This window comes from Klebsiella sp. RHBSTW-00215 (genome assembly GCF_014103785.1).
Lineage (GTDB): Bacteria > Pseudomonadota > Gammaproteobacteria > Enterobacterales > Enterobacteriaceae > Klebsiella.
In genome coordinates this window covers 1,675,833-1,701,999 of sequence record NZ_JABXQS010000001.1, presented here as the reverse complement: position 1 = coordinate 1,701,999, position 26,167 = coordinate 1,675,833, and the positions used below count along the sequence as shown (strand labels likewise).

Sequence of the window (26,167 nt, the reverse complement as noted above, 5' to 3'; positions counted from 1 at the left end):
AAATAGTAAGGACGAAAACTATATTTGCACTTTTTCGTCTGGCTGACTACTCATCATCGCCATCCACGTGCGCACGGATCAGAGCCATAAACTCTTTACCAAAACGTTCAAGCTTACGCGTGCCGACGCCGTTCACGCTGAGCATCTCACCTGCGCTCAGCGGCGTTTGTTCGGCCATCTCAATCAGAGTCGCATCGTTAAACACGACATATGGGGGGATATTCTCTTCGTCGGCGATCGCCTTACGCAATTTGCGCAGCTTAGCGAACAGCTTGCGATCGTAATTACCGCCGAAGGATTTCTGCATCGCCTTCGGCTTCAGCGCCACAATGCGCGGTACGGCAAGCTGTAGCGTAACGTCGCCGCGCAGAACCGGGCGGGCGGCTTCGGTGAGCTGTAGCGCTGAGTGCTGGGCAATATTCTGCGTGACCAGGCCTAAATGGATAAGCTGGCGGATAACGCTGACCCAGTGCTCGTGACTCTGCTCGCGACCGATACCGTAGACCGGCAGCTTATCGTGCGCCATATCGCGAATACGCTGGTTATTAGCGCCGCGCAGTACTTCCACCACGTAGCCCATACCAAAACGCTGATTGACGCGGTAAATCGTCGACAGCGCCTTACGCGCATCCATTAAACCGTCGTACTGCTTCGGCGGGTCGAGGCAGATATCGCAGTTTCCGCATGGCTCCTGACGCCCTTCGCCAAAGTAGTTGAGCAGCACCAGACGGCGGCAGGTTTGCGCTTCGGCAAACGCACCCATCGCGTTCAGTTTATGACGCTCAATATCCTGCAATGGCCCGGCTGGCTTCTCTTCAAGGCAGCGCCTGAGCCACGCCATATCTGCCGGATCGTAAAACAGCATCGCCTCCGCAGGCAGGCCATCGCGCCCGGCGCGCCCGGTCTCCTGGTAATAGGATTCAATATTGCGGGGGATATCGAAATGCACCACAAAACGCACGTTCGGTTTGTTGATGCCCATGCCAAAGGCCACCGTCGCCACCACGATTTGCAGGTCATCGCGCTGGAATTTCTCCTGCACATCAGCACGAACCTGATGTTCCAGGCCCGCATGGTACGCAGCCGCACTAACGCCGCGGCTTTGCAGACGCGCGGCGGTATCTTCCACTTTCGAACGGCTATTGCAGTAAATGATTCCCGACTTGCCACGCTGATCCTGCACGTAGCGCATCAGTTGATCCAGCGGCTTAAACTTTTCCATCAGCATATAGCGGATGTTAGGTCGATCGAAGCTGCTGACCTGAATCAGCGGGTCATTCAACCCCAGCAGACGGACGATATCGCGACGGGTGGTATCATCGGCGGTGGCGGTGAGCGCCATAAACGGGATCTGCGGTATCCGCTGACGCAGTTGGCCGAGCGCGGCGTATTCCGGGCGGAAATCGTGGCCCCACTGGGAAATACAGTGGGCTTCATCAACCGCCAGCATCGACAGATTCCAGTGGCTGAGATGCTCAAGGAAGTTATCCAGCATCAGGCGTTCCGGGGCGATATACAGCAGACGAATTTGCCCGTTACGACAGCCAGCCATCACTTCCTGCTGCTGCTCACGGCTCTGCGTTGAGTTCAGGCACGCTGCCGCCACGCCGTTAGCCAGTAGCTGATCGACCTGGTCCTTCATCAGTGAGATAAGCGGCGATACCACGACGGTCAGACCGCCCAGCACCAGCGCTGGCACCTGATAACACAGCGACTTTCCGCCGCCGGTCGGCATCACCACCAGGCAATCGCGCCCTGCCAGCGCCGTATCGATAATGGTATCCTGGCCCGGGCGAAACTGCTGGTAGCCGAAGGTTTCTTGTAAAACCTGCTTAGCCAGCGATTCCTGATTTAATACTTCCGCCTGTGCCACGTTGACCCCATATGCCTGAAAAGAAAACAGGCGCTATTTTCAGCGCCTGAGAGCCAGAGTGCAACGATTAAAACAGATCGTTGAGCATCAGCCCGACGCCGACGCGGGTCTGGTTAAAGTTATAATCGATGAGCGACTCGCCATAACCGCTATAAACCTGAGTATAGACGCGCACATGTTTGGTGACCGGATAACTCACCCCAAGCTCAGCTCCGCCGTAACCGGTATTCCAGTTATATTGCCCCTGAGCGCTGAGAATCGCATCGCCAAGTTGATAACCCACTTTCAGGCGGTAATAGCCCATATATTTGGTGATATCCGGGTTATCGTCAGTGCTGCCAATCACGTACCAGGGCTTCACCTCCACCAACCAGTTTCCGTTCTGCGCCATCAACCGGGTATAGAGACGGTTCCAGCTACGGGACGTGGGATCGGATCGGCCGTTGGAGTCGTGGTTGTAGCCCATTTCAACATCGCGTAGCGTCCAGCCAGCAAACGAATAGTCGGTCGCAAAACCGAGAAACAGCTGCGGCTCATAGTTGGTTTCGCGAAACGGCGCTGACTCCTTGCTGTTGGAGAGTTGCCACCAGGATTTCTGCGTATAAGAAGCGCCCAGCAGCGAATTATCGCCCAAAATCCCCCGCCATAGCGGAAACGCCAGACTAAGCTGAAACTTCACTTCATCTTTACGCGCATTCTCGGCCCAGTCGTAGCTGCGAATCGCTTCTTTATTGAGATCGCTGGTCCACGTATAGAGCAGATAGTTGCTCTCATAGGGATACAGCAGGAATGGATTATCATGGTCCTGTAACAGGTTGGCGATAATGCTCCCGCGAACGGCAGGGGTGTCATGAACCTGTTTATTTACAGGCGCGTCCTGCGCCAGAACGCCAGCCGGAAGCGCAACAAGCGCCAGCAGGCAGGCCAAAGAGATACGCATTACTGTTCTCCTGGATGGATAATTATTATTTCTGTTTAACCCAGCCAGCATTCTACCTATTTATGCGTCTTCTGACCTGTTATCCGTTCTTAAAGTAGAAATCAATATTTTAGAAGCATAAAATCAACATTTCGTTAACTTTTGGAATATTGTTATGTCTGAACTGACCGCCGCCGCCGCCCTTAAGCTGGTGGGAGAAATCTTTGTTTATCATATGCCTTATAACCGTGCCTTAGGGCTGGAGCTGGAGCGCTACGAAAAAGAGTTTGCTCAGATCAGCTTTAATAACCAGCCGATGATGGTCGGCAACTGGGCGCAAAGCATTTTACACGGCGGCGTTATCGCCTCCGCGCTGGACGTTGCCGCGGGGCTGGTCTGTGTGGGTAGTACGCTGACTCGTCATGACACGATCAATGAAGAAGAGCTGCGCCAACGTCTGTCGCGGATGGGAACCATCGATCTGCGCGTTGATTATTTGCGCCCGGGCCGAGGGGAACGCTTCACCGCCACCAGCAGCCTGCTGCGTGCTGGTAACAAAGTCGCGGTGGCCCGCGTCGAGCTACATAACGAAGAGCAGGTTTATATCGCCAGCGCCACGGCGACGTATATGGTGGGTTGATTAGCCTAAATCGAGTAACATCACTCTCTTTGGCAATGGATTTGTACCGATGGATGCGAAACAAACGCGGGTAGGGGTTCTTCTGGCCCTGGCCGCCTATTTTATCTGGGGTATCGCGCCTGCGTACTTCAAGCTTATCTACTATGTTCCCGCCGATGAAATTCTGACTCACCGCGTGATCTGGTCCTTCTTTTTTATGGTGGCGCTGGTCAGCATCAGCCGCCAGTGGCCGCAGGTCAAAAGGCTGCTTAAAACACCGAAAAAGGTATTTCTGCTGGCACTGTCGGCCGTGCTGATCGGCGGCAACTGGCTGCTGTTTATCTGGTCGGTCAACAACCATCATATGCTGGAAGCCAGCCTCGGTTATTTTATTAACCCGCTGGTGAACATCGTGCTGGGGATGATCTTCCTCGGGGAGCGCTTTCGCCGCATGCAGTGGCTGGCGGTGCTGCTGGCCGCCTGCGGTGTGCTGGTGCAGCTCTGGACTTTCGGCTCGCTGCCGATTATTGCGCTGGGCCTGGCGTTCAGCTTCGCCTTCTACGGCCTGGTGCGTAAGAAGATCGCCGTTGATGCGCAAACCGGGATGCTGTTCGAAACCCTGTGGCTACTGCCGGTCGCCGCTATCTATCTGTTTGGCATTGCCGATAGCCCAACCAGCCATATGGGTCAGAACCCATGGTCGCTGAACCTGCTGTTAATCGCGGCGGGCGTGGTGACCACAATTCCGCTGCTGTGCTTTACCGGTGCGGCGACGCGTCTGCGCCTCTCCACGCTGGGCTTTTTCCAGTATATTGGCCCAACGCTGATGTTCCTGCTGGCAGTGACGTTCTACGGCGAAGTGCCGGGGGCGGATAAGATGGTGACCTTCGCCTTTATCTGGGTGGCGCTGGCGATTTTCGTGATGGATGCGATTTACACCATACGCAGAACGCGTAGGGCATAACGAAAAAAGGAGCCGAAGCTCCTTTTTTTACAGCCAGTTTTTACGCTTAAAGTACAGATACGGAGCCAGACCGGCGAGCATCATAAAGACAATCGCGCCAGGGTAACCGAAGCTCCAGTGCAGCTCGGGCATAAATTCGAAGTTCATCCCATAGCTGGAAGCCACCAGCGTCGGCGGCAGGAACACCACGGAAACCACCGAGAAGATCTTGATGATGCGGTTCTGCTCGATATTGATAAAACCCATCGCCGCCTGCATCAGGAAGTTAACTTTCTGGAACAGTGATTCGTTGTGCGGTAGCAGGGATTCGATATCGCGCAGGATCTCACGCGCCTGCTCCAGCTGGCCCGCCGGTAAACGCGCCTTACGCACGAGGAAGTTCAGCGCGCGCTGGGTATCCATCAGGCACAGGCGAACTTTCCAGCCGATATCCTCCTGCTCAGCGAGGGTAGAGAGCGCCTCATCATAATCATCGCCCTGACGGCCTTCCATAATCACCCGGCTGAGTTTTTCCAGGTCGCTGTAGATGTTTTCAATTTCATCCGCCAGCTGTTCGATTTTGGTTTCGAACAAGTCAAGCAGCAGCTCGTAAGCATTACCATCAACCATCGACTGGTTGCGAACGCGCATACGATACAGGCGGAAAGCGGGCAGCTCCCGCTCGCGCAGGGTGAACAGACGCCCTTCGCGGATAGTAAACGCCACGGTCGAGTTACCGGCGTGATCCTCTGCATCTTCAAAAAAGAAAAATGAGTGGATGTGTAAACCGTCTTCATCTTCAAAGAAACGCGCTGACGCTTCGATGTCTTCCAGCTCCGGGCGCGTTGCCAGGTTCTGGCCCAATTCCGTTTGCACGCGGCTTCGTTCTTCATCGTCAGGCTCGACCAGATCGACCCACACCGAACTGGCGAGGTGCTTGATCTCATCGGCTTCCAGACGCGTTAAACGATTATTTTCCAGTTGAAATGCGCTCAGCATGACCGGGACTCCCAATGCAAAAAAATTATCGGACAGTTCGGTGGGCACACAGAAACAATTTGGGTTTCAGACCATAAAGCCTGACTCAGAGCGACGGGAATAGAACGGGTCGCCGACAACCGCTAAGGCTATCAGCATAAGAGGATAGCCTTAGGAGTTGTTCCTGATGGACAGGAAGTTGAGCCAGCATCTACTGGGTGTGTCCAAGGCGAATGTCCTCTTAGCGTAATCGTGCGCGCATGTTACGCCAGCGCCAAAACGGCGTCAACACGCAACGGAACGCTAAAGAGCAAATCAAGCGCCTTAACGTACAAAGGTAGCAGAATATTACAAAATAATGATATTTTTCTTAATGTTACACTGTTTCCAGCCGGGCATAGGCAGCAACCAGCCACTTGATCCCCTGCCCCTGAAACGCGACCTGAAGACGACTGTGTTCGCCGCTGCCTTCGAGGTTCACGATGGTGCCTTCGCCAAACTTGGCATGGCGCACGCGCTGGCCCAGTTTATATCCAGTGTCGTTTTCCGCCATCGGGGTGCCCATGCGCTGATGACTCACCGGGCGACTGACCGTCGCGCGCAGCCGCACCTCTTCCACGCACGCTTCCGGCAGTTCGCCGATAAAGCGTGACGGACGATGATAAACCTCTTTGCCATACAGGCGGCGGGTTTCGGCATAGGTCAGAGTCAGTTTTTGCATCGCACGCGTCACGCCAACGTAGGCCAGGCGGCGTTCCTCTTCCAGGCGTCCGCCCTCATCGAGCGCCATCTGGCTCGGGAACATCCCCTCTTCCACGCCGACGATAAATACCTGCGGGAACTCCAGCCCTTTCGCCGAGTGCAGGGTCATCAGCTGTACCGCGTCCTGCCAGGTGTCCGCCTGCCCTTCGCCCGCTTCCAGCGCGGCGTGGGAAAGGAACGCCTGTAGCGGCATCAGGTCTTCATCTTCTTCGTTGTAGCTGAACTGGCGCGTTGCCGTCACCAGCTCCTCTAAGTTTTCGATACGCGTCTGGCCTTTCTCGCCCTTCTCCTGCTCGTACATCGTGCGCAGGCCGGAATCCTTGATGACCCGGTCAGTCTGCACGTGCAGCGGCATATCGGCGGTTTCCTGCGCCAGAGCGTCAATCAGCTCCATAAAGCGCTGTAAGGCGCTGGCGGCGCGACCGGCGAGAACTTTATCTTTAAGCAGCTCGCGACAGGCCTGCCACAGCGTCAGCTGGCGGTCGCGCGAGGTCTGGCGCACCACGTCCAGGGTACGATCGCCGATACCGCGCGTTGGGGTATTCACCACGCGTTCAAACGCCGCGTCGTCATTACGGTTGGCAATCAGGCGCAGGTAGGAGAGCGCATCTTTGATCTCCTGACGTTCGAAGAATCGCATACCGCCATAGATACGATACGGCATGCTGGCCTGTAGCAGCGCCTCTTCCAGCACGCGCGACTGGGCGTTGCTGCGATACAAAATCGCACACTGCGCCAACTGACCGCCGTTTTCCTGCCAGGTTTTGATGCGGTTGACGACAAAACGCGCCTCATCAAGATCGTTAAACGCACAGTAGAGCGAAATCGGCTCGCCGTCGGCACCGTCGGTCCACAGCTTTTTGCCCAGACGCCCGCTGTTGTTCTCAATCAGGGCGTTCGCCGCGCTGAGGATATTGCTGGTCGAACGATAGTTCTGCTCCAGGCGGATAGTTTCAGCGCCCGGGAAGTCGTTGAGGAAGCGCTGGATGTTTTCCACCTGCGCACCGCGCCAGCCGTAAATGGACTGGTCGTCATCGCCGACGATCATCACCTTGCCGGTATCGCCCGCCAGCAGGCGGATCCACGCATACTGAATGTTGTTGGTATCCTGGAATTCGTCCACCAGGATATTGGTAAAGCGCTCGCGGTAGTGCTGGAGAATATGCGGTTTGTTGAGCCACAGCTCATGAGCGCGCAGCAACAGCTCGGCAAAATCTACCAGCCCAGCACGATCGCAGGCTTCCTGATAGGCCTGATAAACCTTCTGCCAGGTCTGCTCAACCGGATTACCGTAACTCTGAATATGATGCGGGCGCAGCCCTTCGTCTTTCTGACCGTTGATGTACCACATCGCCTGACGCGGCGGCCACTGCTTCTCATCAAGATTCATCGCCTTAATCAGGCGTTTAAGCTGGCGCAGCTGGTCTTCGCTATCGAGGATCTGGAAATCCTGCGGCAGGTTAGCATCAAGGTGATGAGCGCGCAGCAGGCGGTGCGCCAGCCCGTGGAAGGTGCCGACCCACATGCCGCCCTGGGTGGTGCCCATTAGTTGGCCGATACGGTGGCGCATTTCCGCCGCCGCTTTGTTGGTAAAGGTCACCGCCATAATGGAGTAAGGCGAACAGTTCTCAACGCTCAGCAGCCAGGCGATGCGGTGTACCAGCACGCGCGTCTTACCGCTGCCCGCCCCGGCCAACACCAGCATGTTAGTACGTGTTGCCGCAACGGCTTCACGCTGTTTGTCATTGAGGCTGTCGAGCAGGTAAGAAACGTCCATTGGCACCGCCGGAAATGAGACGCCCGGCAACGTTCAGTTCACCGGGCTACTGTTAATTTATACAGAACTACTGACGATTATATCAGCGAGGTCAGAGATGCCAACCGTGAAATTTCGATGTGCGGCAGCAGGCGGCTGTCAGCGGTGTGCATCAGGTCTGCGCCCTGCGGTTTGATCCAACAAGCCTGCATGCCGCAGCGAATCGAGCCAGCCACATCGGTCGTTAAGTCATCACCGACGTGAAGAATTTCCCCCAGCGGAAGCGTCAGCCGTTCTGCCGCAAGATGATACATATCGGCAAAGGGTTTAGAGCGCCCATCCGGCCCCGCGCGCAGCACGAAGCGGAAGTAGTCGCTCAGGCCGAAGAGTTCCGGCTGGGCGTTACCGTTGGTAATCGCCACCAGCGGCCACTTTTCAGCGAGTTTAGCCAGCGTATCGTGCGTCTCTTGCGGGATGTCGATGAGGCTGCGCCAGTAGGCAAAGCTAGCCATCGCCTCGTCGGCACCGGTTTTCGCCATCGCCGCAGAAAGCCCGGCGTTGATCATCCCAAGCTCCAGCGCGCGACGCCGCCATTCGGTCACATCGTGGTAAATCTCCGGCTCTGTCGCTAGCAGGGTCTGGCGCAGTTGGTTCAGTTCGCTGGCGTCAAATTGGCTTAAAGAAGGATGGTAGCTGCGCACAAAGCTCAGCGACTCATGCATCGTCCGATCAATCACCGGGCGGTTGTCATAAAGGGTATCGTCCAGGTCAAACGTCAGCGCTGAAATCTGGCCCAGAGGTCGGTAAAAACGCATTATTTCCCCCGTTTGGCGCGCGGATGCGCCGCATCATACACCGAGGCAAGGTGTTGAAAATCAAGATGGGTATAGATTTGAGTGGTAGAGAGGTTGGCATGGCCCAGCAGCTCCTGCACCCCGCGCAGATCGCCGCTCGACTCCAGCATATGGGTGGCAAAGGAGTGGCGCAGCTTATGCGGATGCACGTGGCTGTTGAGACCTTGCTTAATGCCCCATTCGGCAAAGCGCTTTTGCACGTTACGCGCGGAAATTCGCTTACCCAGTTTGGATAAGAACAGCGCGTCGTCATCGGTACCGAACAGGCCGCGCAGGTCGAGCCAGTGCTCAATCCACACCACCGCGTTGCGGCCAATCGGCAGGCGGCGCTCTTTGCTGCCTTTGCCCATCACCCACACCTCGCCTGACTCCAGGTCAAGGTGCTTAATGTCGAGATTCACCAGCTCCGAAAGACGCAGCCCTGCACCGTACATCACTTCCAGCATCGCCCGATCGCGCACTGCCAGCGGATCGTTAAGATCGATATCCAGCAGTCGGTTAACGTCGTCGACATCGATATTTTTCGGCAAATGGCGTGGCGCTTTCGGCGCGGAGATGCCCTTCGCCGGATTGGCCGTCAGTTCACCCTGGCTCACCAGCCAGTCAAAAAAGCTGCGTAAGGCAGAAAGCCGCAGCGCCAGGCTGGCAGGCCCCAGCCCCAGACGGCGGCTGCGCACCGCAAGACCCCGAACCTGGGCAGCATCGCACTGCTGCCAGCTTTTAAGCCCAGTATTTTCCGCCAGCGCGATAAGCGCATCCAGCTGACGCCGGTAGTTCAGCAGCGTAATCGGGCTCAGCTGACGCTCCACGCCGAGATAACGTAAGAAGCGCTCTACGGAGGCAAACAGAGGAGAATCGGTCATGCGCGTTCAATCCAACGCGCCAGCAATCCGGGGAGCATTGAAGCAATCTCCTGCAACAGCTGCGTTCCCTGACCTTGCTGATAGTGCTGGGGATCGCGACTGCTGAAGAACATGACGCCGGGAGCATCATCGCCGCCGAGCAGCGACATTGCGACCGAACCGATGGCTTTCGCTTCCGGCAGCGCGACCAGCAGTTCAGGGCCGTTCAACGGACCAAGATAATGGCGTTGCTGCCCAAGACGCTGAATACGGATAGGTTCAAACGCCTGGCGACTCAGCGCCAGATGAGTGAATTTGGATGGTGCACCGAGCCGCCAGCAATCCGGAAACAGACGCACCGTCGCGCCCGCCAGCCCCAGCTCACGCGCCCAGCGATGAAAGCGGTTTAGCATATCATCAAGGCTCTCGGCCGCAGCCAGCCGCGTTTGCAGGTGAAACAGGCGCTGAAACAGGCTTTCGTTCGCCGTCGCCTGCTCCATCAGCAACGTCATATTCTCTTCCAGAACGTTGATATGATTCCGCGCCCGCGCCATGTGCCACTCCACCAGCGAGACCGAACCACGCACCGGATGCGGAACAGACATGTGCTCCACCAGAGCCGCATTACGAATAAAGAATTCAGGATGTTGCAACAGATAGTCCACCACTGCGCGGTCATTCAGCGTGCCGATGATTTCCTGCTGTTCTTCCCCGACTTGTTTCATAAATGAATAAATCCGTCATAGACATGTGCCGCCGGGCCAGTCATATACAACGGTTGGCCCGGGCCTTTCCAGGCGATATCAAGACGCCCGCCGGGTAATTCCACGCGAACCTCCTCACCCAGTAATCCCTGCTGGATACCCACTGCCGCCGCCGCACAGGCACCGCTTCCGCAGGCTTGAGTTTCACCCGCGCCGCGTTCATACACGCGCAGACGAATATGGGAACGGCTGACCACCTGCATAAAACCGATGTTCGCCCGTTCCGGGAAGCGTTCGTGGTTTTCCATCACCGGGCCGAGCGATTCCACCAGCGCGGTTTCCACGTCATCGACCTGAATAACGCAGTGCGGGTTACCCATCGACACCACGCCGCACAATACTGTCTGTTCAGCAGCGCGCATAATATAGGTCTTTTCCGCTTTGTTGGCGCGGAACGGCACCTGCGATGGCTCGAAGTTCGGCTCACCCATATTCACGCGCACCAGGTCGTCTTCCGTTACGCTTAATACCATACGACCGTTTGACGTGCTCACGCGGATGTCACGTTTATTGGTCAGGCCTTTCAGGCGTACAAAGCGGGCGAAACAGCGCGCACCGTTGCCGCACTGCGCCACCTCGCTGCCGTCAGCGTTGAAAATACGATAATGGAAATCGAGTTCCGGATCGTAAGGTGGTTCAACAACCAGCAGTTGATCGAAACCCACGCCAAGGTGCCGATCCGCCAGGCGGCGAATCAGATCCGGTGAGAAAAAAACATTCTGCGTTACCGCGTCAACGACCATAAAGTCGTTGCCAAGGCCATGCATTTTAGAAAACTGCATTATCTACTCCAGTTGCGCGGAACAGAACGTTAGTAATTTACCTGGGTCGGGCCGCCGCTATCACCGCGATCGTTACGATCCGGCGTAGAGCTCTGGATACCGCTATCAACCGGTTTGGTCGGCGGGGGTGCCGTTTTTTCCGCTGGCGGGAAATAAAGCGGACCTTTCAGGCCACAGCCAGTGAGGCTGAGGACCGCTAATAAAACGGCAAGCGTTGGGAAAACGTTTTTCATGGATAGTTGCCCGTGATTCATTCTTTCTGCTTTCTATCATCGCAGGAGAAGACGTAAAAGCAAGCGTTTAGGACGGCTTTATGAAATCTGAAAAGCGGCTTTCCACCATGGTTAAAGCACTAAAACGTTGCCAGATATGCTCTAGTGATTCATTAACCTTTGTGTTGTCAGGATGACCAGGTGATGAAGAAAAAGCTGCTTTGCGTACTTGTTGGGGCGTTAGCAATACCAACCGCGTGGGATGGCGATCGTGACTTTGTTCCTGTTTATCCGCCTGCGTGACCTGCCGAAGTCGTCGTAGATTGCGCTATACTGCCGCCACTATCAAAAAAAAGCGGAACTGAACCATGAACGACAGTGAATTCCATCGCCTGGCCGATACCTTGTGGATGACCATTGAAGAACGCCTGGACGATTGGGACGGCGACAGCGATATCGACTGCGAAATCAACGGCGGCGTGCTGACCATCAGTTTTGAAAATGGCAGCAAAATCATTATTAACCGTCAGGAGCCGCTGCATCAGGTGTGGCTGGCAACCAAGCAAGGCGGCTATCATTTCGATCTAAAAGGCGATGAGTGGATTTGCGACCGCAGCGGCGAAACCTTCTGGGATTTACTGGAACAGGCAGCAACGAATCAGGCCGGTGAAGAAGTGAGTTTTCGTTAAGGCGGCAAGCTTCGATTTTCCCCGGAGGCGATGCTAACGCATCTGTCCGGGCTACAAAACCCTACACCGCACGTACTCGTAGCCGGGCAAGCGAAGCGCCCCGGGAAATTTACCAGCACGGAATCACAGGTCTACGCGGCAGGTCAGGAGTAGTGCTGCAACATCGATGATGTCGCGGAATCCTCACCTGCAGCAAGGGTCGCAGCGGCAATCACCTGGCTGCGGAAGGGAATCACCTGTTCGCGGCCATCGACATCAACAATCTGATAGAACTGCGGCAAGTTAAAGTTGATAAAGCTCGAACCGTAGGTAAAGCGGTCATGGGATGACGAGTAGAAGCGGCTGACGTCGCGCACCAGCTCCTCTTTACTGCCTTCGCAGTGGTGATACACCTCGGCGCGGTTGCTCTCATCAAGGATATAGATGTTAAAACCGTTATCGTTATCCGCATCTTCAAAGAAGAACTGAATAATCCCTTCGCTGGCAAAGCCATCCACCACCTGCGGCAGCCTGACATGGTTGGTTTCCACCTGTACCGACAGGCCGTGCAGTTTGTTATGCGAAATCGCACCGTAGAACTCAATGGCGTTTTCCAGCTTCTGCACTGAGACGTTAAGACGTTCGAAGAACAGTCCCCAGGTCTGCCCGGAAACGCGCAGCGCTTTAAAGCGACCGGTATCCTGGCGGGTGCTGGAGAGACGCAGCTCGACGCATTCGGAAACCAGTTGCTGCACGCGAGTGCGGATTAACCCGCGCAGATGCTGGCTATAGCAGAACACTTCCACGCTGTCCGGCGGCGCGGCATCTTGATGCATTTTGCCAAGAATGGTTTTCAGCGCTTCGATCATCGCCTGCTCGCCGTTGAAGTGCAGCGTACGCACTTCGTTCCACGAGTTGCGATACAGCAGATCAACGCTGCCAATCAAGCATTTTTGCTCTTCGCCAAAGCTGAAAACATCCAGCTTGCGGAAGTCGAAATGCACCACCTGATTGCGGAAGGCCGCCGTCGGGTCATATTCCAGGTTAACGATGATCGCCAGATGGCGAATTTCGCAAGGGCTGTACAGCGCTTTCGGCGTTGGGGAAGGCAGGCGCAGCGGGAAGTGGTGCGACACATCGGCCACCATCTCCTGCAATTTAGCCAGATCGACAATGCCGTTGCCCTTAATAAACAGGCGAGTTCGTGACGTCAGCAGGCCGTTAAACCAGGCCCAGGCCACCAGCTTATTAAGATAACGGTTATATTCCAGCGGCTGATGGCTAATGATCGATTCCATATCCGGCGCGCGGTTATAGACATACCAACCGGTCCGGTTGGCACGGCCCGGCGGCACGTGGATAAAGGTCAGATTCGGTTCAGACAGGTCCGGTGAAATTTGCGGGTTTACCAGGGTGACTTTCCCCGGCAGCGCTTCAAATGCGGCGTACAGCTTACGCGTCAGCACGCCAATATCCTGCGGACTGGCGGAAACGCTCAGGTTATTGCGGCGCGCAAAGCGAATCAGGTTACGATAGCTTTGCATCATCGCATCAAGCAGCTCGTTGTGCGCTTTACGGACTTCGTCAATCTTCCAGTTGGCCCGGTTGTCGAGCATCATCAGACGCTTTTCATCCCAGCCCCACTCTTTCACCAGATGGCTAACCACTTCACGACGCCAGCCGACGCAGGCGCGCTCGCGGCTCAGCTTTTCGCAGACTTTTAAATAGAAACATCGGCGCACCAGGTCAAGGCGCGTTTCGTCTTCAATGGCTTGCAGATAGAGGGTTACTCGCTCCAGCATCATGCAGTACGGATCGAGACCAAACGAGACGATCTCGCCGTCATGCAGGCGCTGTTTGATATCTTTCGCCAGCAGGCGGTTGTTGGGATATTCCCAGGAATAAGCTTCCAGCAGCAGCGTTTTAAGCACCGCTTTATACGGCGAGTCGATACTTTTGTAGAGCTGCCACAGGCTAGCGCCAAAGTACTCTTCCGCCGACAGCGAGCTCAGGCCGCCGAGATCCAGCCATTCGTTCGGCGTCAGGACCCCCTGCGAGTACAGCGACATCACGTAATCATCGTAATGCTCTTCTTCATCGCACGGCACCATATTCCACAGAATACGTTTCCCGGCGAGGCGCACGGCGGTACGGTAAAACTCATCCAGCAGCAGGATATGTTGGGTTGAACCGCAGTCTTCGCCGCCGAGGCTACCGCTTTCATTATGACGGAAGCGGTTTTCATCAATCAGGAAGAAGCTAACTTCAACGCCCAGCGATGCCGCCCAGCTTTCCAGCAGGCTGCATTTACGCTGTAACAGTTGACGCTCATCGGTATCCAGCCAGGCTTGGTGACAAACCCAGATGTCGAGATCGGAAGAGCAGCTTTGACCGACGGATGAAGTACTGCCCATGGAGTAAAGACCGGTGATCGGCAGTTCGCCTTTCGGCGGCTCCTGCGTCAGCATTCCACGGTGCAGTTCAAGCTCGTCAAGGTAGTGGCGTTGGGTTTCATCAGGCGTGTAGAGGCAAATGCCTCGGGGAACGTTACCGTCAAGGTAACCCGGCATCAACGGGTGATGATAATGTAGTAATGTCGGCAGTAGACTGTAAACCTGCTGGAAAGCGGGTCCCATAGCAGCAAGGGCGCGATCTACGCGCAATTGGTTGATGGCATCCAGTCTCTGTTTCAGTGTCTCAATATAGAGGTACAAGACATATCGCCTGATGTTCAAAAACCCGACGTACAATAGTACGGAGGATTTCAGTATTTCAACAAAAACCGTCACCATTCGTCGTCGGTGTGGTTGTGATGAACTGCTGACTGACAAATGGTTTAAAACGTGATCAATCTAACACCTTGCTCATTGACCGTAAAGAAAGATGCGCTACATACAAGTGTAGCATCGTTTACTACGTGTAAATTCTTCACTACGTTTGCGGTAATCGGCTGGCGCATGAAAGGCTAAAAAAGAAGGCCGAGACCCTTTCCCCACAAAACTAACATCCCTAAGACAACAATGTTAGGATGGTTAGTGGTCGACAATGACGGTAACAAGCATGTTAGACAAAGTTTTGAGAATTGCCACACGGCAAAGCCCGCTTGCGCTATGGCAGGCACATTATGTGAAAGAACGCCTGGAGTCCTGCCATCCGCAGCTCTCGGTCGAACTGGTGCCAATGGTCACCCGCGGCGACGTGATCCTTGATACTCCCCTTGCAAAAGTGGGTGGCAAGGGCCTGTTTGTCAAAGAATTAGAACTGGCCATGCTGGACGGTCGCGCCGATATTGCCGTCCATTCCATGAAAGATGTCCCGGTGGATTTTCCCGAGGGACTGGGGCTGGTCACCATTTGCGAACGTGAAGACCCGCGCGATGCGTTTGTCTCAAATCACTATGCGTCCATTGATGAACTGCCGCACGGCAGCATTGTTGGCACGTCAAGTTTACGCCGTCAGTGCCAGCTGGCCGCCGATCGTCCGGATCTGGTGATCCGCTCTCTGCGCGGTAACGTCGGTACGCGCCTGGGTAAACTGGACAGCGGTGAGTATGACGCCATTATTCTTGCGGCGGCGGGACTTAAGCGCCTGAAGCTGGAAGCGCGGATTCGCCAGCCGCTGTCACCAGAGCAATCCCTGCCCGCAGTGGGTCAGGGGGCGGTCGGTATCGAATGCCGTCTTGACGATGAGTGGACTAAAGCGCTGCTGGCCCCACTGAATCATACGGAAACGGCCATACGCGTACGCGCCGAACGGGCGATGAACACCCGTCTTGAAGGCGGCTGTCAGGTCCCAATCGGCAGTTATGCTGAGCTTATCAACGGCGAACTCTGGTTACGCGCGCTGGTCGGTGCGCCGGATGGCTCGCGGATGGTTCGCGGCGAACGGCGCGGTCGTGCGGAAGATGCCGAAACCCTCGGCGTCTCCCTCGCTGAAGAACTGCTGGATAACGGCGCTCGCGACATTCTCGCCGCTGTATATGCAGGAGTTGCGCCTCGATGAGCATTCTGGTCACCCGTCCTCTGCCGCAAGGCGAAGAGCTGGTCAGTCGCCTGCGCGCGCAGGGACGTGTGGCCTGGAGCTTTCCGCTCATTGAGTTTACCCCCGGTCGTCAGCTCCCCGCACTGAGCGACCAGTTGGCAAGGTTGACGGAAGGCGATTTACTCTTCGCACTATCGCAGCATGCTGTAGAGTTTGCCCACGCCCGCCTGCAACAACAGGGCCTGCGCTGGCCCTCTGCACCTGATTATTTTGCAATTGGTCGCACCACTGCGCTAGCCCTGCACAAAGTCAGCAATCATGATATTCGCTATCCGTTAGATCGGGAAATCAGTGAAGTCTTGCTACAATTACCTGAATTACAAAACATTGCGGGGAAAAAAGCCCTCATTCTGCGCGGCAATGGTGGGCGAGAATTACTCGGTGAAACGCTCCGTGAACGCGGCGCGGATGTCACTTTTTGTGAATGTTATCAACGTAGTGCAAGGCACTATGATGGCGCAGAAGAAGCAATGCGCTGGCAGAATCGCGGAGTTTCAACGCTGGTCGTTACCAGCGGTGAGATGCTGCAGCAGCTTTGGGCGCTAATACCGCAGTGGTACCGCGAACATTGGCTCCTGAGCTGTCGCATTTTAGTTGTCAGTGAACGTCTGGCCGAACAAGCCAGGGAATTGGGCTGGCAGGATATCCAGGTTGCCGATAGCGCCGACAACGATGCGCTGCTACGCGCATTACAATAACTCTCAACATTGGAAGCCATAATGACGGAACAACAGAATCAATCCGCCGTGGTTGAAGAGACCAGGGAGGCCGTGGAAAAGACACCACAGCCAGAAAAGAATAATGTAGAAAAGAAAAACGGCGGCAGTAAAACCAGTCTCGCCCTGAGCGCAATAGCGATTGCTATCGCCCTCGCCGCTGGCGTAGGTCTTTACGGCCTCACGAAAACTCAGGCAACCCGTCAGAGCGAAACCAGCGCCGAGCTATCCAGCCAGATCGCCACGCTGCAAAAAGCGCAGGAAAGCCAAAAAAGCGAACTCGAAGGCATTATTAAGCAGCAAGCCGACCAGTTGACGGAAGCCCAGCGCCAACAAGATTCATTAACGAAGAAGCTTGAAGAGGTACAGGAAAAAGTTGCCATTATCTCCGGTAGCGACGCCAAAACCTGGCTGCTGGCGCAGGCTGATTTTCTGGTGAAACTGGCCGGGCGCAAGCTGTGGAGCGATCAGGACGTGACGACCGCCGCCGCGCTGCTGAAAAGTGCAGACGCCAGCCTCGCCGATATGAACGACCCAAGCCTGATTAGCGCTCGCCGCGCCATCACCGACGATATCGCTTCGCTTTCCGCCGTGAGTCAGGTGGACTATGACGGCATCATCCTGAAAGTGAACCAGCTTGCCAACCAGATCGATAATTTGCGTCTGGCAGACAATAACGATGATGACTCCCCGATGGATTCCGATAGCGATGAGCTATCCAGTTCCATCAGCGAGTGGCGAGTGAATCTGCAAAAAAGCTGGCAGAACTTTATGGACAGCTTTATTACCGTTCGTCGTCGCGATGAAACGGCCGTGCCGCTGCTGGCACCGAATCAGGATGTCTACCTGCGTGAGAACATTCGCTCACGTCTGCTAGTCGCGGCACAGGCAGTTCCGCGCCATCAGGAAGAGACTTACAAGCAAGCGCTGGATAACGTCTCCACCTGGGTTCGCGCCTACTACGATACTGACGATGCCACCACCAAAGCCTTCCTTGAGGAAGTGGATAAACTCAGTCAGCAAAGCATCACTATGGACGTACCGGAAACCCTGCAGAGCCAGGGCCTGCTTGAAAAACTCATGCAGACGCGGGTCCGTAATCTGATGGCTCAGCCCGTCGCGCCGCAGAGCAACGCCCCGGCACCGACGCCAGCAGCCCCCGCGCCAACGCCTGCGCCACAAGGAGAGTAACGCATGTTGAAAATTCTCTTACTCTTCGCGCTGTTGCTCGCTGGAATTATCGTTGGACCGATGATCGCCGGACATCAGGGCTACGTCCTGATCCAGACCGACAACTACAATATCGAAACCAGCGTCACCGGGTTAGCGATCATTCTGATCCTCACCATGGTGGTCCTGTTTGCGATTGAATGGCTGCTGCGGCGTATTTTCCGCACCGGCGCGCATACCCGCGGCTGGTTCGTTGGCCGTAAACGCCGTCGCGCCCGCAAGCAAACCGAACAGGCGCTGCTGAAGCTGGCAGAAGGCGATTATCAGCAGGTTGAGAAGCTGATGGCAAAAAATGCCGATCACGCGGAACAACCGGTTGTGAATTACCTGCTGGCGGCGGAAGCGGCCCAGCAGCGTGGTGATGAAGCTCGCGCCAACCAGCATCTGGAACGCGCAACCGAACTGGCCGGTGACGATCTGATTCCGGTCGAAATCACTCGCGTACGTCTGCAGCTGGCGCGCAATGAAAACCACGCAGCACGTCACGGCATCGACAAACTGCTGGAAATCACGCCGCGTCATCCAGAAGTGCTGCGTCTGGCCGAGCAGGCCTATATCCGCACCGGAGCCTGGAATTCACTGCTGGATATCATTCCATCAATGGCAAAAGCCAACGTCAGCGACGAAGAGCATCGTGCTGAGCTGGAACAGCTGGCGTGGATTGGCCTGATGGATAAAGCGCTGGCCGATGGCGGCAGCGAAGGGTTGCGCGACTGGTGGAAAAGCCAGAGTCGTAAAACTCGCAGCCAGGTGGCACTACAGGTGGCAATGGCTAATCGCCTTATCGAAAGCGATGACCATGATACCGCTCAGCAGATTATTATCGACGGCCTGAAAAAGCACTACGACGACCGTCTGGTGATGCCGATTCCGCGTCTGAAAACCAATAACCCAGAGCAACTGGAGAAGGTGCTGCGCCAGCAGCTCAAAACGGTCGGTGACCGCCCGCTGCTGTGGAGCACGCTGGGACAGTCGTTAATGCGTCACGGCGAGTGGCAGGAAGCCAGCATCGCGTTCCGCGCCGCGCTCAAGCAACGTCCGGATGCGTTTGATTACGCGTGGCTGGCCGATACTCTCGATCGTCTGAATCAACCGGAAGAAGCCGCAACAATGCGCCGCGACGGTCTGCTGCTGACGTTACAAAACAATCCACAGCAGTAAGCTCGATCTTCACTATCGCCTCCACTGGGGGCGATAGCACTCCCCTTCTGCAAATGCTTCACGCTCCCAAATAAAAAAACGCCTGCTCTGAAACCAGGGCAGGCGTTAAAACAGGTCTGTTTGACAACAAATTGGGTGCTTCACTCAACGTAATGTCCATGGTGTTTGATGAGGCTTGCGCGACATCTGTCAGTGGACGATAAGCACCGTAAACGGCTCTGCATCATTCCTGGGTTTATGAGGCACTAAGGCGAACATAAGAGATGGAATGAGCATCTACCCGTTCATTATCGCACAGGATCTACGGAAATTGCATCTATGAGAGTAATGAATTGGGAGTATTCCGCATAATAAATCGCGTCACAATCAGCGAGATATTTTTAGTAAGATCATGGGGATAAGAGAGTTTTTGGCAAATTCAGAAAACAAAAAACCCCGCCGAAGCGGGGTTCAAAATTGGTCGGCGAGAGAGGATTCGAACCTCCGACCCACTGGTCCCAAACCAGTTGCGCTACCAAGCTGCGCTACTCGCCGATGTACTGCTTTTTTGAATTTTTAGTTCAATTCTTTATAAAGTCGTGGTGCGAAGGGAGGGACTTGAACCCTCACGTCCGTAAGAACACTAACACCTGAAGCTAGCGCGTCTACCAATTCCGCCACCATCGCATGTTCACAACTTTCTAAATAATGGGGTGGCTAATGGGATTCGAACCCACGACAACTGGAATCACAATCCAGGGCTCTACCAACTGAGCTATAGCCACCACTACAAATCTTTTTACGCGGTATTAAACCACCGCAGCTCCAGCACCGGGTAAATGGTGCGCCCGACAGGATTCGAACCTGAGACCTCTGCCTCCGGAGGGCAGCGCTCTATCCAGCTGAGCTACGGGCGCTTAGCGCCGTTGCGGGGTCGGATATTACGGACTTCCTACCCCGCTGTCTAGTGCCTTTTTAAAGAAAATTACCGTTTGCTCATGCTTTGTGCATTTTGTCGCTTATTCCGCCACATTATCAACGTTTCCGCGTCGTCCGAGGCCAAAAACCTTATAAATGAGCGTGACAGCCGCCAGAAAAATAATCCCGACGAAGAGCGACATGCGGGTATCGTCATTAAATCCCATACCTATCAGCACGCAAATAAGGAACGCCATCGTTAAATAGTTCGCCCAAGGGAACAGCAGAGAGCGGAACGGATGGCTGGCCATCGCTTCTTTATGCACAAGGCGAAAACGCAGTTGGCTAATCAGAATCACAAACCACGGCACCATACCCGGCAGCACGCTGGCGCTGTAGACATAGACGAAGACCCGCTGTGGATTAGGGATGACATAGTTCAGGCAAGAACCAACTAACAGAATCAGTATCGACAGCGCAACACCCACCGCCGGCACACCATTACGCGAGACTTTGGCGATCGCCGCAGGCAACTGGCGATTTCTTGCCAGCGCATAAAGCATACGCCCACAGCTGTACATACCGCTGTTACAGCCGGAAAGTGCCGCCGTCAGCACCACAAAGTTAATAATTCCCGCCGCCGCGGTAATGCCGATTTTGGCAAAGGTCAGCACAAACGGACTGCCGTTGGAGCCAATCTGATCCCACGGGAAAATAGTCACGATAACGAAAATCGCACCGACGTAGAAAATCAGGATACGCCACAGCACCTTGCCTACCGCGCTGCGCAGAGTGACCTGCGGGTTCTTAGCTTCACCGGCAGTAATACCGATAAGTTCAACGCCCTGGTAGGAGGCGACCACAATGCACAGCGCCGTCAGGAAGCCTTTCCAGCCGCCGGCAAAGAAGCCGCCATGCTCGGTCAGGTTACCAAAGCCAATGGAGTGTCCGCCGTTGCCAAAGCCAAAGAAAATAACGCCCAGCCCAACCACAATCATCACGATAATGGTGGTGACTTTAATCATCGCGAACCAGAATTCGATTTCACCATATAGCCGCACCGCCGCCAGGTTCGCCAACGCCACCAGCCCAACGGCAATCAGCGCCGGTATCCACTGCGCCATATCCGGGAACCAAAACTGGACGTAAACCCCGATAGCGGTAATTTCCGATATCCCGACCGCCATCCACATAAACCAGTAGGACCAGGCGGTGAGATAGCCGAAAAACGGACTCATGTAGCGATGTGCGTAAACGGCGAACGAGCCGGTTACCGGTTCGAGGAACAGCATTTCGCCCATCGAACGCATGATAAAGAAGACAAACAATCCCGCGATAATGTACGCCAGCAGGACCGATGGCCCGGCCCACTTCAGCGTACTTGCCGCTCCCATAAATAAACCCACGCCAATCGTGCCGCCAAGGGCGATTAGCTCAATATGCCGCGCCTCCAGCCCACGCTGAAGTTCCGCTTTTTTCTCAGTCATATAGCCTCTTGTGTTTGCCCTGCTCCGGATTTATTGCACTCCAAACGAAGGTGTATATATCCCGGTTATTTTTATGAATAAATAAAATGGAAAGCCCTGCCTGAGCGACGGCAAAACCTGCCCGTCGCGTATTAAGCATGCGAATGGTTAATGAATTTTATGGAAATGGCAAATAAAGTATCAGGCGAGTGAATACATTACACAGAATACCCAGGTAAACTCGCCAGAACGTAGTGGAATGTCAAAGCTTATCGGTGTAATGCCAGCGTAAATAGCGTAGCAGTCGGGCCTGTCTTTTTATCCGGCTCGGCTGCGACACCAGGCGATAAAACCATTCCAGCCCAAGGTCCTGCCAGAATTTTGGTGCCCGCTGTACGTGACCAGTAAAGACATCATAGGTCCCGCCGACACCCATATACAGCGCCTGCGGATAAATATTCCGGCAATCGCGCATCAGGATCTCCTGACGCGGCGAGCCCATCGCCACGGTGACAATTTTCGCCCCACTCTCGCGAATGCGTTCAAACAGCGCCTGACGTTGATCGGCGGCGAAATAGCCGTCCTGGCTACCGACGATATTCACGTTCCAGCGCTGGCGAAGCTGCCGCTCGGTTTGCGCCAGCACTTCCGGCTTGCCGCCAATCAGAAACACCGGCGTTCCCTGAACGCCAGCGCGCTCCATCAGCGCTTCCCATAAATCGGCTCCGGCCACGCGCGATACCTGTGCCTGAGGATATTTTTTACGTAATGAGCGCACCACGCTGATGCCATCAGCATATTTAAATTCTGCGGCTTCAATCAGCGCCCGAACCTCGGGGTTGTCTTCTACCGCCAGCATCTTCTCTGCATTAATTGCAACCAGCGTCCCCTTGCGGAGCTCACCATCGCCGTACAGATAATCCAGAGCGTGTTGCATATCGCGCCAACCAATGAGTTGCAAGCCTCTCAGCAGATACAACGGCGCGGATGTAGTCCCAGTCATGTACACCCTTATCAGACTTGAGGTTGCGTCAGCGGTTTAACCCGCTTATGAATCAGTCCTACGCTATCCAGGAACCAGTACAGCAGCTTTGCCGCCAGCAAGCAGAGACCAAAGATAACGAGGAAAAAAACCACGCGGGAGCCGAATGAATCCAGCCCTTCGCGCGCCAGCACGATCATATTGAAGATAGCGCCGAAACAAAAACTGTGCAGGATCGCCGCTTTATAGCGGTTCGTCTCCCGGTTGCCAAGCTCGTACAGCCAGTCAAACCATTTAATGATTAGCCCAACCGCCACCGCGCCCAGCGGTACAAACCAGACGCCGCCCATCACCACCAGTGAGCCAATCAGAGTCGGCGAAATCGCCAGGCCAGAATGGTTATTCAGCACTTCCCAGGTGAAATAGTTCGCGGTATTGAGCACCATTGTCGGACGACCATGCCACAGCCAACTGGGGATAAAGACGTAAAAATCGCGAATGATTGGCGCCAGGCCCTGGAACTCAATCTTGTCGTAGTTTTGCAGCAGCAAAGCCAGATTTTCCCACGGCGAGAAGGTATCGCGGGTCAGATAGAGGAAAGTATAAAACGCCTCGTCACCGCTCACGTTCATGCCATAGCGCTTGAGCGCCAGCCAGAACATACCGACGATACCCAGCACGCCCGCCGCCGCCAGCATCCACAAACTAATCCAGCCGCGAATAATGCCGATAAACAGGAAAATGGCAAAAGCGATGATAATGTTCGCACGGGTGCCACCGACGATAGCGTAGGTCAGCAGGCCAAACGCGACGGTGCTGACGAGGAAAAAAATCCACGCCTTATAATCCTGACGCAGAAAATAGACCACCAGCATCGCCGGAATAAAAAAGTAGAAAAAGCGTTTTAGCGCCACGCCGGAGACTTCGCTGGAGAAGATCTGGCTATAGGAGTTGAGCCGGAATAACAGGAAGCCGTTATGCGCAAAAAAGATCCCGACGCAAAGCAGGGCCAGGCCCAGCAGAATGACCCAGGTCAGATGGGTCTCCACGCGGTTCATGGTAAACAATGGGCGATGCTGATGACTCTGGGTCGCCAGGCGCAACCGCGTTTTATAGGTGACGTAGTAAACCGCGTAAAAACAGACTGCGACCAGCAGGGTTTGCAGCAGAATTTCCGGCGGGGCCACCGCCACATCGAAACGGAACACCAGAATGCTGGTCAACGGGAAGCCGAAGAAAAAGGTCAGCAAGAACAGCAACGAGAAAAAGACGTTGAAGTTGAAACGTACGCGGCGAAATTCAAAGTAAGTCGCGGTGGCGATAAATAGCGTTGACAGCAGCCAGACCAGCAGCAGCCCGCTAAATTGCATTAATGTCATGCGCCCTCCCCCGCGGCAATCCGCAACGCTCGTTGCCAGCCCGCCAGGTAATTTGGACGAAAGAAGGCAATCTGATTTTTATCCACACTGGTCAGTTGCCGCTGCGCTTCACGTACAACGCCCACATCCAGCGTATCGCCGGTAAAGAGTACCGGAATATGCTGCTCTGACATATCCTGCCAGAATGGGTTATCCCGATTCAGTACGCAGGGGATCCCCGCCTGAATCAGCAGGCACAGCGTACCGATACCCTGCTGGCGGGCAAACAGGAAGTAGCCGAGATCGCAGCGGCGCAGCAGGGCAAGGTAATCATCGAACGCCAGCTTGTCACCCAGCACCTGAAGATGCTGCGGGCTAAACAGCACCGCGCCGGCCTCGCGGACTTCGTTGATGTAGTCGCTATTATTGGCCGGATAGCCCATCGGCACGACAACGTTGACCGTATCGCCAAACTGCTGGTGAATCGCGCGCAGCGCCGCAATATGTTCATTGCTGCGATCGCCGGAATTACCCACCAGAATAGTCAGCGTCTCGTCGCGCGGGGCGCTATCCGCCAGAGAATTCAGCTTCGGGTCCATGCGGGTCGGGAAGTAGAGCAATTCCCCGGGCACGCGCGCATGACGAACAGCAAACCAGCTCAGGTCGCCTCGGGTGGCAAATACTCGCCCTACTCGCCCCTGCGCCATACGCCGTAGCGGATAAAACAGGCGAAACTTCAGGCTGGCGGAATTCTCATACAGATCCGCGCCCCAGATATGCCAGTTAAACTGCGCCGGGCGGATCCCACCGCTGAGCAACGCCAGCCACAGCCCGGTATTGAACTGGCCATGAAAGAAAAAGCGCTGCTGCCGGTTGGCCTTTGCCAGCGCAATAACCGCCTGTGCCAGCGACTTTTTCCCTGCAAAGCAGGTGATGGATAGCGCGGGATACGCTTCGCGAATTCCTGTCGCATCACCGACGACCATAAACGTACGAGCCTGCTCGTCATCGACGGCCAGCTCGTCATTAAAGAACCGCAGAACGGTCTGGTTATGGTGAGGGATATCCGATCCCAATACATGTATCAGTGCTGTCATACCCGTTTACGCCAAAGTAAAAACACGCCGCTACAGAGAGCGAAATAAACAATATAAGTAGCCATATACGCCTGCGCCGCGCCGATTGCGCCGTGCGCCGGGATAAGCCAGTGCGAGAATGCGGTCAACAGCGTGAACTGGCTGATTTCCGTCAGAATATAAAAACGCAGCGAGGCCTTGGCGATCACCAGATAGCCATAAACATACGCCCCAACCTTCAGCACATCTCCCACCAGTTGCCAGGCGAAGAGATCGCGCATCGCCGTAAAGCGGTCAGAAAAAAGTAGCCAGATGGCGAAGTCGCGCAGCAACCACACGGTTAAGCTCGCGGCCGCTACCGCCGGGAGGACAAATTTCAGCGATTTGCCAATCTCGCGGGTGATGTCCGCTTTGGCAGTCAGGCGAGAGAGCGTAGGCAGCAGGTACACGCTAAACGAAGCGGTAATAAACTGCAAATAGGCGTCGGAAATGCTGCTGACGCCTTGCCAGATCCCCACCGCCTCCCAGCCATAATGGGCCGCCAGCAGGTTACGCATCATCACGTAGGCGACCGGCAGCGTCACCGAGGTGATCAGCGCCATCAGGGTAAACTTCGACAGCTGTCCCGCCAGGCCATTGTCCCAGCGCGGACGCAGCGCACTCAGCGGGATATTACCGCGCCGCCACAGCACGATAGCTGCCGGAACCACCACCAGAGCAGGCACCAGCGCCAGGCCGAGCAATGCGCCCTGATAGCCGCCGAAGCGATAGCAGGCATAGTATGCCGCCACGCCAATCAGGCTCCCGGCGATCAGCGACAGCGCGTTGCCCGCCGCATCGCGAAAACCTTTCATCAGCGCTAACAGGAAGTTCGCCCAGGCAATTCCCATCTGCACTAGCGCCACCAGGCGGACCATGTTTTGGTATTGCTGATGACCAAATAGTCCCTGGCTTATCGGCGCAGCCGCCAGCAGAAAAATCAGTGCCAGCAGAGTTGAGAAACCGAGCACCATCGCCGAAGAGGTACCAATGACTTTATTCAGCTGCTGGCGATCGTCATGATGCTGAGCCACCAGCTTAGTCACGCCGTTAAAGATCCCGGCGCCAGCCAGCACGCCAAGTACGGTCACCAGTTGGCGGAAGTTACCCGCCTGACCCACCCCTGCCGGGCCGAACGATACCGCCAGCAGTTTAACGACCAGCAGTCCCGCCCCGATTTTGACCAACGTGGACGCGGCTGTCCACAGAGAAGCTTTAGCCAGCGACAT

At 55.4% G+C, this 26,167-nt stretch carries 22 protein-coding genes and 4 tRNA genes; 7 read left to right on the top strand and 19 right to left on the bottom strand.

Translation table 11 applies throughout. The features are described 5' to 3' along the window. Positions 1-46: 46 nt before the first annotated feature. Together recQ and pldA are read right to left on the bottom strand one after the other, a co-directional pair. Positions 47-1,873 carry an ATP-dependent DNA helicase RecQ gene (recQ, locus tag HV127_RS08125; protein ID WP_182235564.1) on the bottom strand — a complete coding sequence of 609 codons (1,827 nt, stop codon included), beginning with the start codon at positions 1,871-1,873 and terminating at the stop codon, positions 47-49. A 67-nt stretch (positions 1,874-1,940) separates the two neighbouring features. Further along, positions 1,941-2,813 (bottom strand): phospholipase A, encoded by an 873-nt coding sequence (pldA, locus tag HV127_RS08120; RefSeq protein WP_182235563.1) that lies wholly within the window; start codon positions 2,811-2,813, stop codon positions 1,941-1,943. A gap of 154 nt (positions 2,814-2,967) precedes the next feature. Here pldA and yigI point away from each other — a divergent pair, with 154 nt between their 5' ends. Together yigI and rarD are read left to right on the top strand one after the other, a co-directional pair. Further along, positions 2,968-3,432, top strand: coding sequence for an acyl-CoA thioesterase YigI (gene yigI / locus HV127_RS08115; protein ID WP_181484139.1), 465 nt, complete (start codon positions 2,968-2,970; stop codon positions 3,430-3,432). Between the two features lie 49 nt (positions 3,433-3,481). Then, positions 3,482-4,375, top strand: coding sequence for an EamA family transporter RarD (gene rarD, locus HV127_RS08110; RefSeq protein ID WP_181484140.1), 894 nt, complete (start codon positions 3,482-3,484; stop codon positions 4,373-4,375). A gap of 27 nt (positions 4,376-4,402) precedes the next feature. On the opposite strand, the gene corA is transcribed toward rarD, so the two are convergent. The 7 genes from corA to HV127_RS08075 all read right to left on the bottom strand — a co-directional run bounded on the left by corA (position 4,403) and on the right by HV127_RS08075 (position 11,325). Further along, entirely contained in the window at positions 4,403-5,353 is a 951-nt protein-coding gene (gene corA / locus HV127_RS08105) for a magnesium/cobalt transporter CorA (protein WP_110276862.1), read from the bottom strand. 355 nt (positions 5,354-5,708) lie between these two features. Beyond that, a complete protein-coding gene (gene uvrD / locus HV127_RS08100; RefSeq protein ID WP_182235562.1) occupies positions 5,709-7,871 on the bottom strand; it encodes a DNA helicase II in 2,163 nt (720 codons plus the stop codon). A gap of 77 nt (positions 7,872-7,948) precedes the next feature. After that, positions 7,949-8,665 carry a 5-amino-6-(5-phospho-D-ribitylamino)uracil phosphatase YigB gene (yigB, locus tag HV127_RS08095; protein WP_181484143.1) on the bottom strand — a complete coding sequence of 239 codons (717 nt, stop codon included), beginning with the start codon at positions 8,663-8,665 and terminating at the stop codon, positions 7,949-7,951. Then, entirely contained in the window at positions 8,665-9,567 is a 903-nt protein-coding gene (xerC, locus tag HV127_RS08090) for a tyrosine recombinase XerC (RefSeq protein ID WP_182235561.1), read from the bottom strand. Before xerC ends, yigB begins: the two co-directional genes overlap by 1 nt. After that, positions 9,564-10,271 (bottom strand): DUF484 domain-containing protein, encoded by a 708-nt coding sequence (locus HV127_RS08085; protein ID WP_181484145.1) that lies wholly within the window; start codon positions 10,269-10,271, stop codon positions 9,564-9,566. The genes xerC and HV127_RS08085 overlap by 4 nt, the downstream gene beginning before the upstream one ends. Continuing rightward, the gene (dapF, locus tag HV127_RS08080; RefSeq protein ID WP_112216144.1) at positions 10,268-11,092 is read right to left on the bottom strand and encodes a diaminopimelate epimerase; all 825 of its coding nucleotides are present in this window, start codon (positions 11,090-11,092) and stop codon (positions 10,268-10,270) included. The genes HV127_RS08085 and dapF overlap by 4 nt, the downstream gene beginning before the upstream one ends. A 29-nt stretch (positions 11,093-11,121) precedes the next feature. Beyond that, the gene (locus HV127_RS08075) at positions 11,122-11,325 is read right to left on the bottom strand and encodes a lipoprotein (RefSeq protein ID WP_110276916.1); all 204 of its coding nucleotides are present in this window, start codon (positions 11,323-11,325) and stop codon (positions 11,122-11,124) included. Positions 11,326-11,672: 347 nt separating this feature from the next. Between HV127_RS08075 and cyaY the strand changes: the two genes are divergently transcribed. After that, complete coding sequence (gene cyaY / locus HV127_RS08070; protein WP_182235560.1) at positions 11,673-11,993, top strand: iron donor protein CyaY; 321 nt, start codon at positions 11,673-11,675, stop codon at positions 11,991-11,993. Between the two features lie 143 nt (positions 11,994-12,136). On the opposite strand, the gene cyaA is transcribed toward cyaY, so the two are convergent. Next, complete coding sequence (gene cyaA, locus HV127_RS08065; RefSeq protein ID WP_110276873.1) at positions 12,137-14,686, bottom strand: class I adenylate cyclase; 2,550 nt, start codon at positions 14,684-14,686, stop codon at positions 12,137-12,139. 346 nt (positions 14,687-15,032) lie between these two features. Between cyaA and hemC the strand changes: the two genes are divergently transcribed. From hemC to hemY, 4 genes are read left to right on the top strand one after another with little or no spacing between them, the layout of a single operon-like run. After that, positions 15,033-15,974, top strand: coding sequence for a hydroxymethylbilane synthase (gene hemC, locus HV127_RS08060; protein ID WP_182235559.1), 942 nt, complete (start codon positions 15,033-15,035; stop codon positions 15,972-15,974). Further along, positions 15,971-16,711, top strand: a complete 741-nt coding sequence (gene hemD, locus HV127_RS08055) for a uroporphyrinogen-III synthase (RefSeq protein WP_182235558.1) — start codon at positions 15,971-15,973, stop codon at positions 16,709-16,711. The genes hemC and hemD overlap by 4 nt, the downstream gene beginning before the upstream one ends. Before the next feature lie 21 nt (positions 16,712-16,732). Next, positions 16,733-17,920, top strand: a complete 1,188-nt coding sequence (gene hemX, locus HV127_RS08050; RefSeq protein WP_182235557.1) for a uroporphyrinogen-III C-methyltransferase — start codon at positions 16,733-16,735, stop codon at positions 17,918-17,920. A gap of 3 nt (positions 17,921-17,923) precedes the next feature. Further along, positions 17,924-19,120: a protoheme IX biogenesis protein HemY gene (hemY, locus tag HV127_RS08045; protein WP_182235556.1), complete on the top strand. Its 1,197-nt coding sequence runs from the start codon at positions 17,924-17,926 to the stop codon at positions 19,118-19,120. Positions 19,121-19,577: 457 nt separating this feature from the next. On the opposite strand, the gene HV127_RS08040 is transcribed toward hemY, so the two are convergent. The 9 genes from HV127_RS08040 to wzxE form a co-directional block, all read right to left on the bottom strand. Further along, positions 19,578-19,654, bottom strand: a tRNA-Pro gene (locus HV127_RS08040). A gap of 45 nt (positions 19,655-19,699) precedes the next feature. After that, positions 19,700-19,786 (bottom strand) — tRNA-Leu (locus tag HV127_RS08035). A 22-nt stretch (positions 19,787-19,808) separates the two neighbouring features. Further along, positions 19,809-19,884: transfer RNA gene (locus tag HV127_RS08030), tRNA-His, on the bottom strand. 55 nt (positions 19,885-19,939) lie between these two features. Next, positions 19,940-20,016 (bottom strand) — tRNA-Arg (locus HV127_RS08025). Positions 20,017-20,118: 102 nt separating this feature from the next. After that, positions 20,119-21,504 (bottom strand): amino acid permease, encoded by a 1,386-nt coding sequence (locus tag HV127_RS08020; RefSeq protein WP_182235555.1) that lies wholly within the window; start codon positions 21,502-21,504, stop codon positions 20,119-20,121. Between the two features lie 241 nt (positions 21,505-21,745). Beyond that, positions 21,746-22,486 carry a lipopolysaccharide N-acetylmannosaminouronosyltransferase gene (wecG, locus tag HV127_RS08015; protein WP_182235554.1) on the bottom strand — a complete coding sequence of 247 codons (741 nt, stop codon included), beginning with the start codon at positions 22,484-22,486 and terminating at the stop codon, positions 21,746-21,748. An 11-nt stretch (positions 22,487-22,497) separates the two neighbouring features. Beyond that, on the bottom strand, positions 22,498-23,844 hold the full coding sequence (wzyE, locus tag HV127_RS08010) for an ECA oligosaccharide polymerase (protein ID WP_182235553.1): 1,347 nt from the start codon (positions 23,842-23,844) through the stop codon (positions 22,498-22,500). Next, complete coding sequence (locus HV127_RS08005) at positions 23,841-24,920, bottom strand: TDP-N-acetylfucosamine:lipid II N-acetylfucosaminyltransferase (protein ID WP_182235552.1); 1,080 nt, start codon at positions 24,918-24,920, stop codon at positions 23,841-23,843. Before HV127_RS08005 ends, wzyE begins: the two co-directional genes overlap by 4 nt. Continuing rightward, positions 24,917-26,167: a lipid III flippase WzxE gene (wzxE, locus tag HV127_RS08000; protein ID WP_182235551.1), complete on the bottom strand. Its 1,251-nt coding sequence runs from the start codon at positions 26,165-26,167 to the stop codon at positions 24,917-24,919. Before wzxE ends, HV127_RS08005 begins: the two co-directional genes overlap by 4 nt.

Coding starts and splice junctions, on each gene's coding strand:
- pldA (WP_182235563.1), bottom strand. CDS start 2,813: ATGCGTATCTCTTTGGCCTGCCTGCTGGCGCTTGTTGCGCTTCCGGCT.
- yigI (WP_181484139.1), top strand. CDS start 2,968: ATGTCTGAACTGACCGCCGCCGCCGCCCTTAAGCTGGTGGGAGAAATC.
- rarD (WP_181484140.1), top strand. CDS start 3,482: ATGGATGCGAAACAAACGCGGGTAGGGGTTCTTCTGGCCCTGGCCGCC.
- corA (WP_110276862.1), bottom strand. CDS start 5,353: ATGCTGAGCGCATTTCAACTGGAAAATAATCGTTTAACGCGTCTGGAA.
- uvrD (WP_182235562.1), bottom strand. CDS start 7,871: ATGGACGTTTCTTACCTGCTCGACAGCCTCAATGACAAACAGCGTGAA.
- yigB (WP_181484143.1), bottom strand. CDS start 8,665: ATGCGTTTTTACCGACCTCTGGGCCAGATTTCAGCGCTGACGTTTGAC.
- xerC (WP_182235561.1), bottom strand. CDS start 9,567: ATGACCGATTCTCCTCTGTTTGCCTCCGTAGAGCGCTTCTTACGTTAT.
- HV127_RS08085 (WP_181484145.1), bottom strand. CDS start 10,271: ATGAAACAAGTCGGGGAAGAACAGCAGGAAATCATCGGCACGCTGAAT.
- dapF (WP_112216144.1), bottom strand. CDS start 11,092: ATGCAGTTTTCTAAAATGCATGGCCTTGGCAACGACTTTATGGTCGTT.
- HV127_RS08075 (WP_110276916.1), bottom strand. CDS start 11,325: ATGAAAAACGTTTTCCCAACGCTTGCCGTTTTATTAGCGGTCCTCAGC.
- cyaY (WP_182235560.1), top strand. CDS start 11,673: ATGAACGACAGTGAATTCCATCGCCTGGCCGATACCTTGTGGATGACC.
- hemC (WP_182235559.1), top strand. CDS start 15,033: ATGTTAGACAAAGTTTTGAGAATTGCCACACGGCAAAGCCCGCTTGCG.
- hemD (WP_182235558.1), top strand. CDS start 15,971: ATGAGCATTCTGGTCACCCGTCCTCTGCCGCAAGGCGAAGAGCTGGTC.
- hemX (WP_182235557.1), top strand. CDS start 16,733: ATGACGGAACAACAGAATCAATCCGCCGTGGTTGAAGAGACCAGGGAG.
- hemY (WP_182235556.1), top strand. CDS start 17,924: ATGTTGAAAATTCTCTTACTCTTCGCGCTGTTGCTCGCTGGAATTATC.
- HV127_RS08020 (WP_182235555.1), bottom strand. CDS start 21,504: ATGACTGAGAAAAAAGCGGAACTTCAGCGTGGGCTGGAGGCGCGGCAT.
- wecG (WP_182235554.1), bottom strand. CDS start 22,486: ATGACTGGGACTACATCCGCGCCGTTGTATCTGCTGAGAGGCTTGCAA.
- wzyE (WP_182235553.1), bottom strand. CDS start 23,844: ATGACATTAATGCAATTTAGCGGGCTGCTGCTGGTCTGGCTGCTGTCA.
- HV127_RS08005 (WP_182235552.1), bottom strand. CDS start 24,920: ATGACAGCACTGATACATGTATTGGGATCGGATATCCCTCACCATAAC.
- wzxE (WP_182235551.1), bottom strand. CDS start 26,167: ATGTCGCTGGCTAAAGCTTCTCTGTGGACAGCCGCGTCCACGTTGGTC.